Origin of the sequence: Pseudotamlana agarivorans, from assembly GCF_001642835.1 — a bacterium.
GTDB classification, from domain to species: domain Bacteria; phylum Bacteroidota; class Bacteroidia; order Flavobacteriales; family Flavobacteriaceae; genus Pseudotamlana; species Pseudotamlana agarivorans.
The window spans coordinates 92,084-106,902 of record NZ_LXEI01000003.1; the positions used below are offsets into that span (position 1 = coordinate 92,084).

Genomic DNA, 14,819 nt, shown 5'->3' on the forward strand with positions numbered 1-14,819 from the left:
TATTTTTTATTTCTCATAGAATTTCTAGGGTAATTATCTGAATTCTTTCTTTTTAACACCGAAACGGTATTGAATTCCTGTTAGAATAAAACGCTGTGCATCAGAAAGGCTGTATTCACCTCTAAGCATCCACTTTTTATTAACTTGCAGGTTAAAACCCATTTGAAAAGTAACGGTTTGAACCAGGTCTTTTTTAATGTTATAATCAATTTCTGTTGAAAACACACCACTGTCATTTATTTTGTCTTCGATAGTTTGTAAGGCTTGATTTTGGGCTTGTAGTTTTAGTTTTTCTGCAGCAGATGTACCAGGGTCGTCTATGATGGCTTGATTGCTAGCTATTTTACTATCCACCGTTTCGTTAAACTTGGTATCTATGTCTGGGAAAACTTCGTTGAAGTTAATCTTTCCTGTGCTACCACGAGCACCAACAAAGTTTCTGTACATAACACCAACATAAGGGGCTATCATAAATTCTTTATTCTTTTTTGAGAGTCCGAAACGATGTCCGAATCTTCCAGAAACGGTGGCATAACCTATTTGATTATCAAGTAGGGCCGTACTGGTTCTTGAGTAATTAAAATCGATACTAGAAAAATAACCCTTCCATCCAAATACAAGGGTGCTTCCCAGGCCATAAGTCATGGCATCAAAATCTACATGAGATGAGAATTCAGGAAGCTGTAAGATGATTTCACCTTCAGAATTTTTCCAAGTTGGTTGAAGTTGTACCTCGGTACCGCCCGTTACAGTCGAAACAAGTGCGTAAACATTTAGAAAAGGTAATATCCAAGCATCAGCTCTAAAATTTAAACCATTAGTTGTAGCGCTAACCTGTTTGAAATTCAAGGTTTCAACATTTACAATATTTGTGAGGTCATGACCAGCAATCGATAATCCAAATTCAGTAATCTCTAAATCCATGAAAGTGTTCACGTAATTTACATTTAACCCAAAAGGGAGCTGAAGCTGGTCTGCCATGCCACGTTCGGCAACTTTATCACCCCAAATAGGTAAAACATAAGGAAATGCTATGGAGTCTTGAGTTTGCGCTAAGGATTTAACTGGTAAGTATAGTGCAATAAGAAAAAGAATTATAAATCGCTTCATATTAAATACGCGGTTTGAGACATGGTTTTACAGGCTCTAAAGTAATTAAAACTTTTGAACTTTCATCTTATGTACTGCTTTTCAATATATGTTAATTGTATGGGGAGGAATAAAAGCGCACACGTTTTGAGTTGTAAATTTTAGATGCTCAAGCATAAAAAAGGTTAGCTTTTTGAGAAACTAACCTTTTTTTGTGTGTTAAAAAATATTTTGTAATTAATCTAATTGCTTTGTTAATAACCAAGCACTAGAATTGTGAGATTTTTTAATGTTGCGCAGTGCTTTTAAAGCCTCTAAACGGTTTTCGTAACTGGCATAAACCACTTGGTGTAAACCGTATTTATTTACTCCAATTTTTCTTGCACTAAAACCTTCAGATTTTAGTTCGTTAACTTTTTTGTCGCAATTTTCTTCTACACGAAAAGCCCCAGCGATAATATGATAGTTACCGGTTTGTTTGGTTACATTTAAAGTAACAGCAGGAAGCGGATTTAAGTTAAAAGTAGCTTGTTGAATTTGGGTATCCAATTGTTTTGTAGCCTCTTCTTGAGCTAATTGGTTATGCGTTTCCACTTGGTCAACATAATATTTTGAAGCTCCTAAACCACCTAAAGTCAAGGCAATTAATGCTACTGCCGCATATTTTAAATATGATTTTGTTTCACGCTTTTCAGGAGTGATGGCAATAGGAATAACTTTTTCGATTTTTTCAACTTCTTTTTTGTACACTTCACGTGTGATAACAGGAGTTGATAATTGAGATAACCCAAAGGCATCAGGTAAGTAATTTAACTGATACGTAGGTTCAAATAAAATTTTACCCTCTTTATTAAAAACAATATCACCAATGTTTTTAAAGGTTAAAGTTTCACCTTGTGTTAAATATGATTTTATAAGTCGAACACGTTTCTCGATTTTTTTGTTAGCAATCTCGAACGGGATCTTTTCAATTTCAGCAATATAATTGGCTAACAAGCCATCATTTTTCTGAATTTGCTCATTAAAAGACAGTACTTTTTTGGGCGCATGGAACGTATTTGTGTCGGTATCAATCGTTGCCGAGACAGATTGTGTTAAAAACGCACCAAAGCCAGGAATGGTAACGCACTCATATCTATAGAGTAAATCGCTAATGTATGTTTCTAGTTGCATAAGTTCAAAGTTATAAAATTATGGGGTTAGATAAAATTTAAGCTTAACTTTTTATTAACAGTAGGAAAATTCTTTTAATTTAGTTGAGATTTAATCAGATACCATGACAGAAAACGATTTGCTTTACACGCTTGCCCTCCAGCATGTACCCAATATTGGTGACATTACAGCCAAAAAACTCATGGCACATTGCGGTTCTGCGGAAGGGGTTTTTAAAGAAAAGCAACATAACTTACTTAAAATTGACGGTGTCGGACAAGTGATTTTAAACAGCTTGTTTAAACCGCACCATTTAAATGAGGCTGAAAAGGAAATCGAATTTATTTATGCCAATGAGATTAAAGTGTCTTTTTTTGAAGATGACGACTATCCAGATAAGTTGAAACACTGCATCGACGGTCCTATTTTACTGTTTGAATCGGGGCAAATCAATTTGAAAAAACAAAACATCATAAGCATAGTAGGTACTCGGAAAATAACAACGAGTGGTGTTGCTTTTTGTGAAGAACTGGTAGAACATTTGGTCCCTTACGATCCTATTATTGTTTCGGGGTTTGCTTATGGTACCGATATTACAGCACATAAAGCTGCCATGAAAAACGAATTGCAAACGGTGGCTTGTTTGGCGCATGGTTTAAATCAGATTTATCCTAAAGTGCATAAAAAGTATATGGTTGATATGGAGAAAAATGGTGGTTTTATTACCGATTTTTGGAGCAATTCCACCTTTGATCGTAACAACTTTTTAAAACGAAATCGTGTTATTGCTGGTTTAAGTGAAGCGACTATTGTAATTGAATCTGCCGAAAAAGGCGGAAGCCTCGTTACTGCTGATATCGCTAATTCTTATAACCGCGATGTTTTTGCCGTTCCCGGAAGAACAACCGATAGCCAAAGTATAGGCTGTAATAATTTGATAAAGCAACAAAGGGCGCACATACTTACTACCCCTTTGGATGTGCCCTATATTTTAAATTGGGCGTTAGAGGATGTAAAAAAACCAGCAATCCAAAAGCAACTTTTTGTAGAATTGGACCCTTCCGAAAAATCGATTTATAATTACTTAAAAGACAATCAAAAACAGCTATTAGATGTCATTGCTTTGGAATGTCAGTTACCTATTTTTAAGGTAGCGAGTATTCTTTTAAATATGGAGCTTAAGGGAGTTATTAGGCCTTTGCCAGGGAAGTTGTTTGAGGTGATTTAATTCCTACGAAGGCAGGAATCTTAATAACAAAGGGAGTTACATGGAGATACGCAGAGAAGTCGCAGAGGTTCACGGAGGTGTTTTTCGATTAGAACATAATGAATTGATGTTATTCAGAGGAAGAATCTGTTCGGGTGAATATTGCAAAAGTAGTTTCACTGAGATACGCAGAGAAGTCGCAAAGGTTCACGGAGTTATTTTTTGTATGGAACATATTGAATTGATGTTATTCAGAAGAAGAATTTGTTCGGGTGAATATTGCAAAAGTAGTTTCACGGAGATACACAGAGAAGTCGCAGAGGATCACGGAGTCATTTTTCAGTAAAAAACATTATGGAAAACAAAAACGCTCAAAATCAACAAAAAATAATTTTATTGAAGTTGAACGTTTTATTATTTTGAAATCTCGTATTTAAATCATAAGATTCCTGCCTTCGCAGGAATTAGTAACCAACTTTAGCGCGCACTCTCGCTAAAACATCATCAGCAACTAATCTGGCTTTTTCTGCACCAATGGCTAGGGCTTTATCAATTTCTTCTAAGTTATTCATATAGTAGCTATAGCGTTCGCGTTGTGTGGCGAATTTTTCTACCACCAATTCAAATAGGGCTTGTTTGGCATGACCATAACCATAGTTGCCATTTTCGTAATTGGCTTTCATGGTTTCTATTTGAGCTTCATCAGCTAATAATTTATAAATGGCGAAACAGTTACAGTTTTTCCAATCTTTTGGATCTTCAAGAGCTGTACTATCCGTTTGAATGGCCATAATTTGCTTGCGCAATTTTTTATCGGTTTCAAAGATGTTAATCGTGTTGTTTCTACTTTTACTCATCTTTTCACCATCTATTCCAGGAATAAGCATGGTGTTTTCTTGTATTTTTCCTTCTGGCAATACAAATGTTTCTCCCATTTTCGCATGGAAGCGAGAGGCTACATCACGGGTCATTTCAATATGTTGCAATTGATCCTTTCCTACTGGTATAATGTTGGAGTCATAAAGTAAAATATCGGCAGCCATGAGCATAGGATAAGTAAAAAGCCCTGTATTAACATCTTCTAATCTGTCGGCTTTATCTTTAAAACTATGTGCTAATGTTAAACGTTGGTAAGGGAAGAAACAACTTAAATACCAAGACAATTCTGTGGTTTGTGGCACATCACTTTGTCTATAAAACACGGTTTTTTCTATATCTAAGCCAAAAGCAAGCCAAGTAGCGGCAACGGAGTAGGTGTTTGATTTTAAGGTCTCTGCATCTTTAATTTGTGTAAGGGTATGCAGGTTTGCAATAAATAAAAAGGATTCATTTTTTGGGTCGTTTGCCATTTCAATGGCTGGAATTAGTGCGCCTAAAATGTTTCCTAAATGTGGTGTTCCTGTACTTTGAATGCCTGTGAGTATACGTGCCATAAATTTTTTGTAAAGCGCAAATTTAAAGATAAGTTGGACAATAAAAAAAGTGGTAGAGGCCACTTTTAAAAATAAGCTGAAATATATCTATTTTATATAATTAGTATGCTTTAGAGATAATCAAATTATAATACTATTTTTGAAGCTTATGAAAATTCTGAAATACATATTTTGGACCTTTTACCGTATTTGGTTTTACATTTTAGTGTGTTTGCCCATACTGATATTGTTTCCGTTTTTAATACTATCTATTTTAAAGGAATCTTGGTACCCATTCTTTTTTAGGTTAGCTCGAATTTGGGCTAAATTTATTTTAATGGGCATGGGGTTTGTTCCCATTATAAAACGCGAAGAAGCTTTAGACAAAAGTAAAAGCTATATGTTTATTGCTAACCATACCTCTATGGCCGATATCATGCTCATGTTGGTTACGGTTAAAAATCCGTTTGTCTTTGTAGGGAAAGCCGAGTTGGCTAAAATTCCACTATTCGGATTTTTCTATAAGCGTACTTGTATTTTGGTAGACCGCAGTTCGGCTAAAAGTAGGCATGCAGTTTTTTTAAGGGCTCAAAAGCGCTTAAAATCAGGTTTAAGTATTTGTATTTTTCCAGAAGGTGGTGTACCCGAAGAACATATTGAATTAGATACCTTTAAAGATGGGGCTTTTCGACTGGCGATTAATCATCAAATTCCAGTGGTGCCTTTAACATTTGCCGATAATAAGAAGCGATTTTCTTTTACTTTTTTTAGCGGAAGCCCTGGTCGTATGCGCGTGAAGGTGCATAAACTTATCCCGACCAGTGGTTTAACTATTGATGATACTAAAGACTTAAATGCTAAGGCTCGTGAGGTTATTTTGAAGCAGTTAGATGTTTTTTGCGGGAAATAAAAAGCGATTAAGAATTACTTCTATTATTTAAATTATTTGTGATTGTAAAATAAAGCGCCGACCGAAGTTGTCATTTTGTTCCAACATCAACAAAAATACTGTGAAATACCTGTGGGAGGTCAAGCGTGTCAAATACAAAACTCACAATTCTAGCGTAATTACTTTCGTTAATAATACGGCTATTATCGTGTTGTATTAGCTTAGTGCTGCCTCAGATACCAGCTCTATTCCTCTTTTTTATTATCGTTTTTAACGCTATTTAAGTATGCTTCTTTTTTAAACTTGCCGAACCTCGCAAAATCTTCCCTAATTTGCTCAGTTGTTTTCCCTTTTAAATTGTCTTTCTTTTTCATACCTGTTCCTTCTGTATCTATTTCTTTCATCATTTTTAAATTAAAAATAGATTTTTGGTTATGTTTAATTCCTAATTAAATAGCCTTCTGATTGTCTTCTAAAATGGTTGTAACATTTAACAATGCGTATAGTTTAATACGGTTCTAAAACTTAAATGAGAACCCTGTGTAAACGCCAATAAAGAATGGTGTGAAATTCCCAGAAGTGTTATCAAATGTATTGAATTGATATTTGAACATCGGCTCTAAATTCAAGTCAAATTTCTTCGAAAACTTGTAATTTAAGCCCAGACCCACGTTGGCACTATAACTTGTGTTATTGATGTTGTTGGCTTCCCCTAAATAAGTATTTGAACCGTCTTCGCCTTCAGAATAAATACCATTATCACTTAAAAAGAATGAACTAAAACCACCAATAACATTAACTCCAAAGCGTTTTTGTGAAATGGCGTATTGAATTTCTAAAGGTATTTCTATATAATCGAATGTTTGATGAATGGAAACATTGGATGATGATATGGATTGTGGGAAACCCTGAGTGTTTTCGGCACTGGCAACCGATAGGTTTGATGACGAACTTTTTACATTTTGTAAAGCACTCACACCTGATCCTCTAGATTCATAAACCACAACATTATTGGTGTTGTAGCCTAAATTCACTTTATTGATTCCAGATCGAATTTTTATACGGTTATTAACGGCATAGCTCGTAGAAATTCCGTAACTCATGTTTACATCACCCGTTTTTTGGTTGTTGTTAAACTGTTGATCTATAGACGAGCCTTCACCCAAGCTGTTAAAATAAACCGGTGCTACATTTGGCGTAACGCTCCATTTGCTTTCAGGTTTTGCATGAGCTACTTTCCCTTTGCTTTCGGCCATAGCTTCTTCAATAGTAAGCTCATTTTGCTTAGAAGGTTTGTTTACTTCAGCAATTGTACTGTTGTTTTTGGACACATTGGATATATGTGTTTTAGCCGCTTCTTTATCTATTAAAACCGGTCCGTTGTTTTCCTTTTTAACCGACGCAGCTATTGCGGAATTAGTCGTAGTGTTATCTGAAGTTGTTTTTTCAAAATGTTGTTCTTCCGAAGACTTCGTGTTATGGGATTTACTTACAGCAAAGTTTGTTGCTGTCTTTTTAGGTGTATGGTTTTGTTTTTCTGATTTACTTGAGGCTACTGCAGCTGAGGTGTTGTTGTTTGTGTTCGATGTCTGTTCAGTAGTTCCAGTACTATCGTTTTCAGCATTTGAATTTACCACGGATGGTGCTTGTTCAATCGTATTATTAATCGTGTTTTTTAATACTTCTGAAGCATTTTCAATCATGTCATCATTGGTGTCTACCACTTGAATTGTTGAGCTGTTGTTGTCACTTATTAAAAAGTTACCAATGCCAATAAAAAGTAATAGTAGGGCAGCCACACCAGCATAGCGCCACCAAATTGGGATGATTCGACGTTTTTCTTCTTCGGTATTCAGTTTAGCCGCGATGTTTTCCCATACGGCTTCGCTTGGAGTCGCTTCAAAATCTTTAAAGCGCTCTTGGAATAACCGGTCTATGTGTTTCTTTTCAGCCATTATAATGAATGTAAATGTTCTGTATTGTGATAATCTTCAATGGTCGATTTTAAAATCATCCTTGCTCTGGCCAGGTTCGATTTTGAGGTTCCAACGTTTATGTTTAGCATCTCTGCAATTTCTTTATGTGAATAGCCATCCAATACGTAAAGGTTAAAAACCAGACGGTATCGGTCGGGTAATTCTTGAATAATTCCAAGTAGATAATCGATAGAAACCAAATCTTCATCAATCTCTATTTCAACATCTTCTATAGCGCTTTCGTTTACCAGCTCGAACACTTTTTCGGTGCGGTAGCGTTGTAAAACGGTATTTACTGTAATACGTTTTAACCAACCTTCAAAAGAGCCTTTGTTTTTATACTGTCCTATTTTATTAAAAATGGTTAAAAAGGCATCTTGCAGATTATCTTCCGCTTCTGCACGATTCCTCGAATACTTTAAGCTTACGGCGAATAACTTGTTTGAAAACAGTTTATATAATTCGCCTTGGGCTTTAGTATTTTGGGCTTTACAATTTTCTATGAGCAATTCTAAACTCAAATGGAACAGGTTTTAAAAGAGTACTTAAAGTTACTAAATAGTTATGGTGTTTCTACAACTGGAACTTCAATGACTAAATATTGATCTTCGCCATCCTCGTCTTTTCCTTGCCAAAATTTAAAAACATACGAACCATTACCTGTAACTACAAAATTGAAAGTGTTACTCACTAAAACGTCTTCGGTCGATTCACAATCATTGTGGTCAAAGACTAAATTAATAGGGGCTACGGTACGTTCGTTGTTGTGTTTTTTGTAATAGAAATTGTAAAAATCATAACATGAAGTAGGTTGGTAATAGAATACTTCAATAGGATAGGTTTCTCCCATTTCAAATTCGTCTGGGATATTTACACTATCAACAGGTAAAATTTCTGAATGGTAGGCTGTGCCTTCATCTACACTACATGAGGTAAATAAGGCGATTGTTAAAAAAAGTGCTATTAATCTTTTCATCACAAATAAATTAGGGGGTATTATACATAGTTTATATGTAGATACATTTATCTTACGATGGTTGCGTTAAAAGCAAAAAAAAATCCCGAATTAACGGGATTTTAAATTTTATTTTTCTGAAATGATTTGTCGAACTTTAGCTTCGAGTTCATCCATGAGTTCTGGATTGTCTTTTATTAATGCTTTCACAGCATCACGACCTTGACCCAATTTAGTTTCTTCGTAGCTAAACCAAGAACCACTCTTTTTAACGATTTCAAGTTCTACAGCTAAATCTAAAATTTCACCAACTTTAGAAACACCTTCGCCGTACATGATATCAAATTCAGCCGTTTTAAATGGTGGTGCTACTTTATTTTTAACCACTTTTACACGGGTTTTGTTACCTGCAATATCCCCGTTGGTTTCTTTAATTTGTGTAGAACGTCTAATATCTAAACGTACAGATGCGTAGAATTTTAAGGCATTACCACCCGTTGTGGTTTCAGGGTTTCCAAACATCACACCAATTTTTTCACGTAATTGGTTAATAAAGATTACCGTACACTTGGTTTTACTAATAGAAGCTGTAAGTTTTCTTAATGCTTGAGACATTAAACGAGCGTGAAGTCCCATTTTAGAGTCACCCATTTCACCTTCAATTTCACTTTTTGGTGTTAATGCGGCAACCGAATCGACAACCACAATATCAATAGCACCCGAACGAATTAAGTTATCGGCAATTTCTAAAGCTTGCTCACCATTATCTGGTTGAGAAATAATTAAATTGTCAATATCAACGCCTAATTTTTCAGCATAAAAACGATCAAAAGCATGCTCGGCATCAATAAATGCTGCAATACCTCCAGCTTTTTGAGCTTCCGCAATAGCGTGCAACGTTAAAGTGGTTTTACCCGACGATTCCGGACCGTAAATTTCAATAACTCTACCGCGAGGATATCCGCCAACGCCTAAAGCAATATCTAAACCTAAGGATCCCGAAGGAATGGCTTCTACGTCTACAATGGCAGAATCGCTCATTTTCATTACGGTTCCCTTTCCGTAGGCTTTATCTAGTTTATCTAATGTAAGTTTTAGTGCTTTTAATTTCGCTTCTTTTTCGCTGCTCATGGCTCTGTTTTTTTACTAAAAATTGAAGGGCTAAAATACTATAAGTTTTATCATAACACAATAATAGTTTTCAACATAAATTCATGAAAAATAGAACGTTGTTTTGTGTCATTATCAATAAAAATCGAAGTGCTACGCAACCTTTATGAAGCGGTTGCATCTCATTATAAAGAATGAGTATTTTTAAAATCTTGTTCTAAATAAAAAGTAGTTTGACTAACTCAAAATTAAGCACTTAGACTTATGTTTAAGTGCTTTTTATGTCTAAAAAATGGGATAACTACGATAAAATCGTACCTTTGCACCTTCAAAAAATAGTCTTTAACCTTATAAATTAGTATAGCATGCAACTGTACAATAAATTAAGTGCCAAAGAAAGAGCCGAATTAATCGAAAAAGCCGGAAAGGATCGATTAACACTTTCTTTTTATCAATATGCCAAAATTGAGAATCCTCAAGAATTTAGAGATCACCTTTTTCTAACCTGGGATCAATTGGATGTTTTAGGACGTATTTATGTCGCTACCGAAGGCATAAACGGCCAATTATCCTTACCTGCCGATCGTTTTAACGAATTCAAATCACATCTAGATACCATTGATTTTTTAAAAGATATCCGTTTGAATATTGCCGTGGAGCAAGACAACATGTCTTTTTTAAAGTTGAAAGTTAAAGTGCGTAACAAAATTGTTGCCGATGGTTTAAATGATGATACTTTTGATGTAACCAATAAAGGTGTGCATGTGGCTGCTGATAAGTTTAATGCTCTTATTGAAGATGAAAACACGGTATTGGTTGATATGCGTAACCATTACGAAAGTGAAATTGGTCATTTTAAAAATGCCATTACGCCCGATGTCGATACGTTTAGAGAGTCTTTAGATATTATTGAAGATGATTTAAAAGACCATAAAGAAGATAAAAACCTAGTGATGTATTGTACAGGCGGTATACGTTGTGAAAAAGCGAGTGCCTATTTTAAGCATAAAGGTTTTAAAAACGTATTTCAATTAGAAGGCGGTATCATCGAATACACGCGCCAGATTAAAGAGCAAGGGCTCGAAAATAAATTTGTAGGAAAGAATTTTGTTTTTGATGAGCGTCGTGCCGAAAAAATTAGCGACGATGTCATTGCTTGCTGCCATCAATGTGGTGCTCCTGCTGATATTCACACCAATTGTGCTAACGATGCCTGTCATTTACTTTTTATTCAGTGTGATAGCTGTAAAGAAGAAATGAATAACTGTTGTTCTAACAATTGTAAAGAAATTCATGCCTTACCGTTTGAAGAGCAAAAAGCCCTTCGTAAAGGACAAGCCAACAGTAACGACATTTTCAAAAAAGGTCGTGCGGACCATTTACCTTTCAAAAAAGATTTAAGAAACATTTTTGAGACACTAAAAGTGGACAAACTTTAAAACTTAAAATCATGCAAAAAATTGAATTAATGGCGCCTGCAGGGAACTTTGAATCTCTACAGGCTGCTTTAGATAATGGTGCCGATTCTGTTTATTTTGGTGTTGAACAATTAAACATGCGCGCTAGAGCAACTGTAAATTTCACTTTAGATGATTTAGATGAAATCGTAAAACGTTGCGAAGCTAAAAACGTAAGAAGTTATTTAACGCTTAATACCATCATTTACGATCACGATTTATCCATCGTAAAAACCCTAGTAAACAAAGCCAAAGAAGCGAATATTACTGCTGTTATTGCTATGGATCAAGCCGTTATTTCCATGGCTAGAGAAGCTGGCATGGAAGTGCACATTTCTACACAAATTAACGTAACCAACATCGAAACTGTAAAGTTTTATGCCATGTTCGCCGATACCATGGTGTTGAGTCGTGAATTGAGCTTACGTCAGGTTAAAAAAATTACAGAGCAAATAGAAAAAGATCAAATTAAAGGCCCTTCGGGGAACTTAGTTGAAATTGAAATATTTGGTCATGGTGCACTTTGTATGGCGGTTTCGGGTAAATGTTATTTGAGTTTACATTCTGATAATTCTTCAGCCAATCGTGGTGCTTGCAAGCAAAATTGCAGAAAGAAATACACCGTTATCGATCAAGAAACAGGCTTTGAAATGGAGTTGGATAACGAATATATTATGTCTCCAAAAGACTTGTGTACTATCGATTTTTTAAATGAAGTGGTCGATGCTGGTATAAAAGTTTTAAAAATTGAAGGGCGTGGTCGCGCTCCTGAATACGTTGCTAAGGTGATAAAATGTTACCGTGAAGCCATTGATAGTATTGAAAATGGTACCTATAGCAAAGAAGAAGTTATAGAATGGATGAAAACTCTAGAGACGGTTTACAATCGCGGCTTTTGGAGTGGATACTATTTAGGTCAGAAACTGGGCGAATGGAGTAAAGGCTCAGGGTCGCATGCTACACAAAAGAAAGTGTATATAGGCAAAGGAACACATTACTTTCCAAAAGCAGAGGTTGGCGAATTTAAAATTGAAGCTTATAATTTAAATGTCGGTGATACCATTTTAATTACGGGACCATCAACAGGAGCGCAGGAAATGCAAGTGGACGATATGCTTGTTAACGATCAAAAGTTAAGTGCAGGTACCAAAGGCGATATGGTAACTCTAAAATTACCATTTAGAATCCGTCAATCCGATAAATTATACAAGATTGTCGAAAATAAAGTCGAAGCCTAATGGTTGTAGTTACCCTTCAGCGTAAAAAGTGTATTGGTTGTAATTATTGTGTGGAATTGGCTCCCAACCAGTTTCAAATGTCTAAAAAAGATGGTAAAACCGTTTTACTCCATGGGCAGGATAAAAAGGGCTTTTTCACATTAAAATCTAATGACGAATTTATCTTTGATAGTTGCGATAATGCCGCCAAAGCTTGTCCCGTAAAAATTATATCGGTAAAGCAAGTTTAATTTATAAAAGCTGAGTAATTAAGGGGTTGAGAACTATATTATCATCTTCTTTTTTTAAGTCTTTAGAATAATCATATCTTTACGTCGTAAATGTTCTTGAAACTTAGTTTTAAAAACATAAAGAAAATGTGTTCTTCACGCGAAAGCGGAAAACAAAAAATTAATAAATCTTCATTCGTAATAAGTTAATTATTAGCGAATTCAATATATAATATATGGCTTGCGCAAGTTGCTCAACAAAAGACGGCTCTCCTAAGGGCTGCAAGAATAATGGTACTTGTGGTACAGATAGTTGTAATAAACTAACGGTATTCGATTGGCTGTCAAACATGTCCTTACCCGGTGGGGAAGCCCCATTTAGCTGGGTTGAGGTACGCTATAAAAACGGCAGAAAAGAATATTATAACAATACAGAAAACTTAACTTTAAGCATTGGCGATATTGTGGCGACACAAGCTAAAGCTGGTCACGATATTGGTATGGTTACCCTTACGGGGGAATTGGTGCGCGTTCAAATGAAGCGTAAAAATATACCAGTAAATGTTGAAGAAGGCCTTAAAATTTACCGTAAAGCAAGTCAGAAAGATATTGATATCTGGCAAACCGCACGCGAACGTGAAGAAGCCATGAAGGTTAAAGCACGCCAGTTTGCGATCGATTTGAAGCTGCAAATGAAAATTTCAGACATCGAATTTCAAGGTGATGCTAGTAAAGCGACTTTCTATTATACGGCTGAAGATCGTGTCGATTTTCGTGAACTGATTAAGGTTTTTGCACGAGAATTTAGAACGCGTATCGAAATGAAACAAGTTGGTTTTCGTCAAGAAGCCGCTAGGCTTGGTGGTATTGGTTCTTGTGGGCGCGAATTATGTTGCTCTACTTGGTTAACCGATTTTCGTTCGGTGAGTACTTCAGCAGCGCGTTATCAACAATTATCCCTAAACCCGCAAAAGTTAGCTGGGCAATGTGGTAAGCTTAAATGTTGTTTAAACTACGAGTTAGATACTTATCTTGATGCTTTAAAAAGTTTCCCGAAATCGGATGTTAAATTATATACCGAAAAAGGTACGGCTGTTTGTCAGAAAACTGATATTTTTAAAGGCCATATGTGGTTTGCTTACGAAGGCGAATGGATGAACTGGCATAAGATAACGACCGAGCAGGCTAACGAAATCATTGCAATTAATAAGAAAAAAGAAAAAATTACAAGTCTTGAGGAGTACGCTTTAGATTTGGTTGAAGATACTAAAACAGAATTTGAAAACGTTGTAGGGCAAGATAGTTTAACACGTTTTGATAATCCGAAACCTAATAAAAAACGTAGAAATAACAGACGTAAAAAAGGTCCGGCTCAAGGCCAAAAAAATACTGGAGGTGATACGAAGTCAACACCAAGAAAAAATACACAGCCAGCAAATAAAAATACAGATCCTAATAAGCCAAAGGCTAAACCAAAGCAGCGACCAAACCGATCGAATAAACCAAAGGCTGAAGGTGACGTGAAAAAACAAAATCCTAATCAAAATAGGAATAGAAACCAAAGAAGAAAACCTGGCAATAACCAGAATAAATCTCAAAACAGTAAAAATGCTGAAAAATAGAGTCTTATTACTTTTAGTTTGTGTTTTTTTTAGTCTTTCATCCTGCGATTCAAAATATTATTTTGATGAGTACAAATCGGTACCTAAAAAATGGCATAAAGATTCGGTTGTTAGTTTTAAAATCCATCCGCCAGATTCCATAAATCCCTATAATTTATTTGTAAACCTTAGAAATACGAGTGCTTATAAGTACAATAACTTATTTCTAATTGTCGAAATGGTTTTTCCTCACGGTAAAACGGTTAAAGACACCCTAGAATATAAAATGGCCGAGCCTAGCGGTAAATTTTTGGGCACTGGATATTCCGATATTAAGGAGAATAAATTGTGGTATAAAGAACAAGTTATTTTTAACGAGTCTGGAGAGTATGAAGTTAAAATACAACAGGCTATGCGTGAAAATGGCATGGTAAATGGCGTTGAAGAATTGGAGGGGATTACCGATGTTGGGTTTAGTATTGAAAAAAACAAAATTAAAAAATAGAGGCATCTTCTGTTTTGCA

Annotated in this window: 15 protein-coding genes; 7 read left to right on the forward strand and 8 right to left on the reverse strand. The window is 35.5% G+C overall.

All coding sequences use genetic code 11. The annotated features are described in order from the left end of the window. Positions 1-33 precede the first annotated feature (33 nt). Positions 34-1,110 carry a hypothetical protein gene (locus A6I66_RS06225; RefSeq protein ID WP_067146741.1) on the reverse strand — a complete coding sequence of 359 codons (1,077 nt, stop codon included), beginning with the start codon at positions 1,108-1,110 and terminating at the stop codon, positions 34-36. Between the two features lie 216 nt (positions 1,111-1,326). Next, positions 1,327-2,262 (reverse strand): HU domain-containing protein, encoded by a 936-nt coding sequence (locus tag A6I66_RS06230; protein ID WP_067146743.1) that lies wholly within the window; start codon positions 2,260-2,262, stop codon positions 1,327-1,329. 103 nt (positions 2,263-2,365) lie between these two features. Here A6I66_RS06230 and dprA point away from each other — a divergent pair, with 103 nt between their 5' ends. Next, positions 2,366-3,469 carry a DNA-processing protein DprA gene (gene dprA, locus A6I66_RS06235; protein WP_067146745.1) on the forward strand — a complete coding sequence of 368 codons (1,104 nt, stop codon included), beginning with the start codon at positions 2,366-2,368 and terminating at the stop codon, positions 3,467-3,469. Positions 3,470-3,912: 443 nt separating this feature from the next. Here dprA and trpS read toward each other — a convergent pair whose 3' ends face one another. Continuing rightward, the gene (trpS, locus tag A6I66_RS06245) at positions 3,913-4,881 is read right to left on the reverse strand and encodes a tryptophan--tRNA ligase (RefSeq protein WP_067146749.1); all 969 of its coding nucleotides are present in this window, start codon (positions 4,879-4,881) and stop codon (positions 3,913-3,915) included. 148 nt (positions 4,882-5,029) lie between these two features. Here trpS and A6I66_RS06250 point away from each other — a divergent pair, with 148 nt between their 5' ends. Then, positions 5,030-5,770 carry a lysophospholipid acyltransferase family protein gene (locus tag A6I66_RS06250; protein ID WP_067146751.1) on the forward strand — a complete coding sequence of 247 codons (741 nt, stop codon included), beginning with the start codon at positions 5,030-5,032 and terminating at the stop codon, positions 5,768-5,770. A gap of 224 nt (positions 5,771-5,994) precedes the next feature. Here A6I66_RS06250 and A6I66_RS16615 read toward each other — a convergent pair whose 3' ends face one another. The 5 genes from A6I66_RS16615 to recA form a co-directional block, all read right to left on the reverse strand. Next, complete coding sequence (locus tag A6I66_RS16615; RefSeq protein WP_157614108.1) at positions 5,995-6,156, reverse strand: hypothetical protein; 162 nt, start codon at positions 6,154-6,156, stop codon at positions 5,995-5,997. A gap of 111 nt (positions 6,157-6,267) precedes the next feature. Next, positions 6,268-7,704: an outer membrane beta-barrel protein gene (locus A6I66_RS06255; protein WP_067146752.1), complete on the reverse strand. Its 1,437-nt coding sequence runs from the start codon at positions 7,702-7,704 to the stop codon at positions 6,268-6,270. Further along, a complete protein-coding gene (locus A6I66_RS06260; RefSeq protein ID WP_067146755.1) occupies positions 7,704-8,246 on the reverse strand; it encodes an RNA polymerase sigma factor in 543 nt (180 codons plus the stop codon). Before A6I66_RS06260 ends, A6I66_RS06255 begins: the two co-directional genes overlap by 1 nt. Positions 8,247-8,287: 41 nt before the next feature. Further along, the gene (locus A6I66_RS06265) at positions 8,288-8,701 is read right to left on the reverse strand and encodes a hypothetical protein (RefSeq protein ID WP_067146757.1); all 414 of its coding nucleotides are present in this window, start codon (positions 8,699-8,701) and stop codon (positions 8,288-8,290) included. 108 nt (positions 8,702-8,809) lie between these two features. Next, positions 8,810-9,811, reverse strand: coding sequence for a recombinase RecA (gene recA / locus A6I66_RS06270; protein ID WP_067146759.1), 1,002 nt, complete (start codon positions 9,809-9,811; stop codon positions 8,810-8,812). 344 nt (positions 9,812-10,155) lie between these two features. Between recA and trhO the strand changes: the two genes are divergently transcribed. From trhO to A6I66_RS06295, 5 genes are all read left to right on the forward strand, one after another. Continuing rightward, positions 10,156-11,229 carry an oxygen-dependent tRNA uridine(34) hydroxylase TrhO gene (trhO, locus tag A6I66_RS06275; protein WP_067146762.1) on the forward strand — a complete coding sequence of 358 codons (1,074 nt, stop codon included), beginning with the start codon at positions 10,156-10,158 and terminating at the stop codon, positions 11,227-11,229. An 11-nt stretch (positions 11,230-11,240) separates the two neighbouring features. Then, the gene (locus A6I66_RS06280) at positions 11,241-12,485 is read left to right on the forward strand and encodes a peptidase U32 family protein (RefSeq protein WP_067146764.1); all 1,245 of its coding nucleotides are present in this window, start codon (positions 11,241-11,243) and stop codon (positions 12,483-12,485) included. Beyond that, a complete protein-coding gene (locus A6I66_RS06285; RefSeq protein ID WP_067146766.1) occupies positions 12,485-12,715 on the forward strand; it encodes a ferredoxin in 231 nt (76 codons plus the stop codon). Before A6I66_RS06280 ends, A6I66_RS06285 begins: the two co-directional genes overlap by 1 nt. A gap of 215 nt (positions 12,716-12,930) precedes the next feature. Further along, positions 12,931-14,316 carry a PSP1 domain-containing protein gene (locus tag A6I66_RS06290; RefSeq protein WP_067146768.1) on the forward strand — a complete coding sequence of 462 codons (1,386 nt, stop codon included), beginning with the start codon at positions 12,931-12,933 and terminating at the stop codon, positions 14,314-14,316. Continuing rightward, positions 14,303-14,800, forward strand: coding sequence for a gliding motility lipoprotein GldH (locus A6I66_RS06295; RefSeq protein WP_067146770.1), 498 nt, complete (start codon positions 14,303-14,305; stop codon positions 14,798-14,800). The genes A6I66_RS06290 and A6I66_RS06295 overlap by 14 nt, the downstream gene beginning before the upstream one ends. Positions 14,801-14,819: the final 19 nt, after the last annotated feature.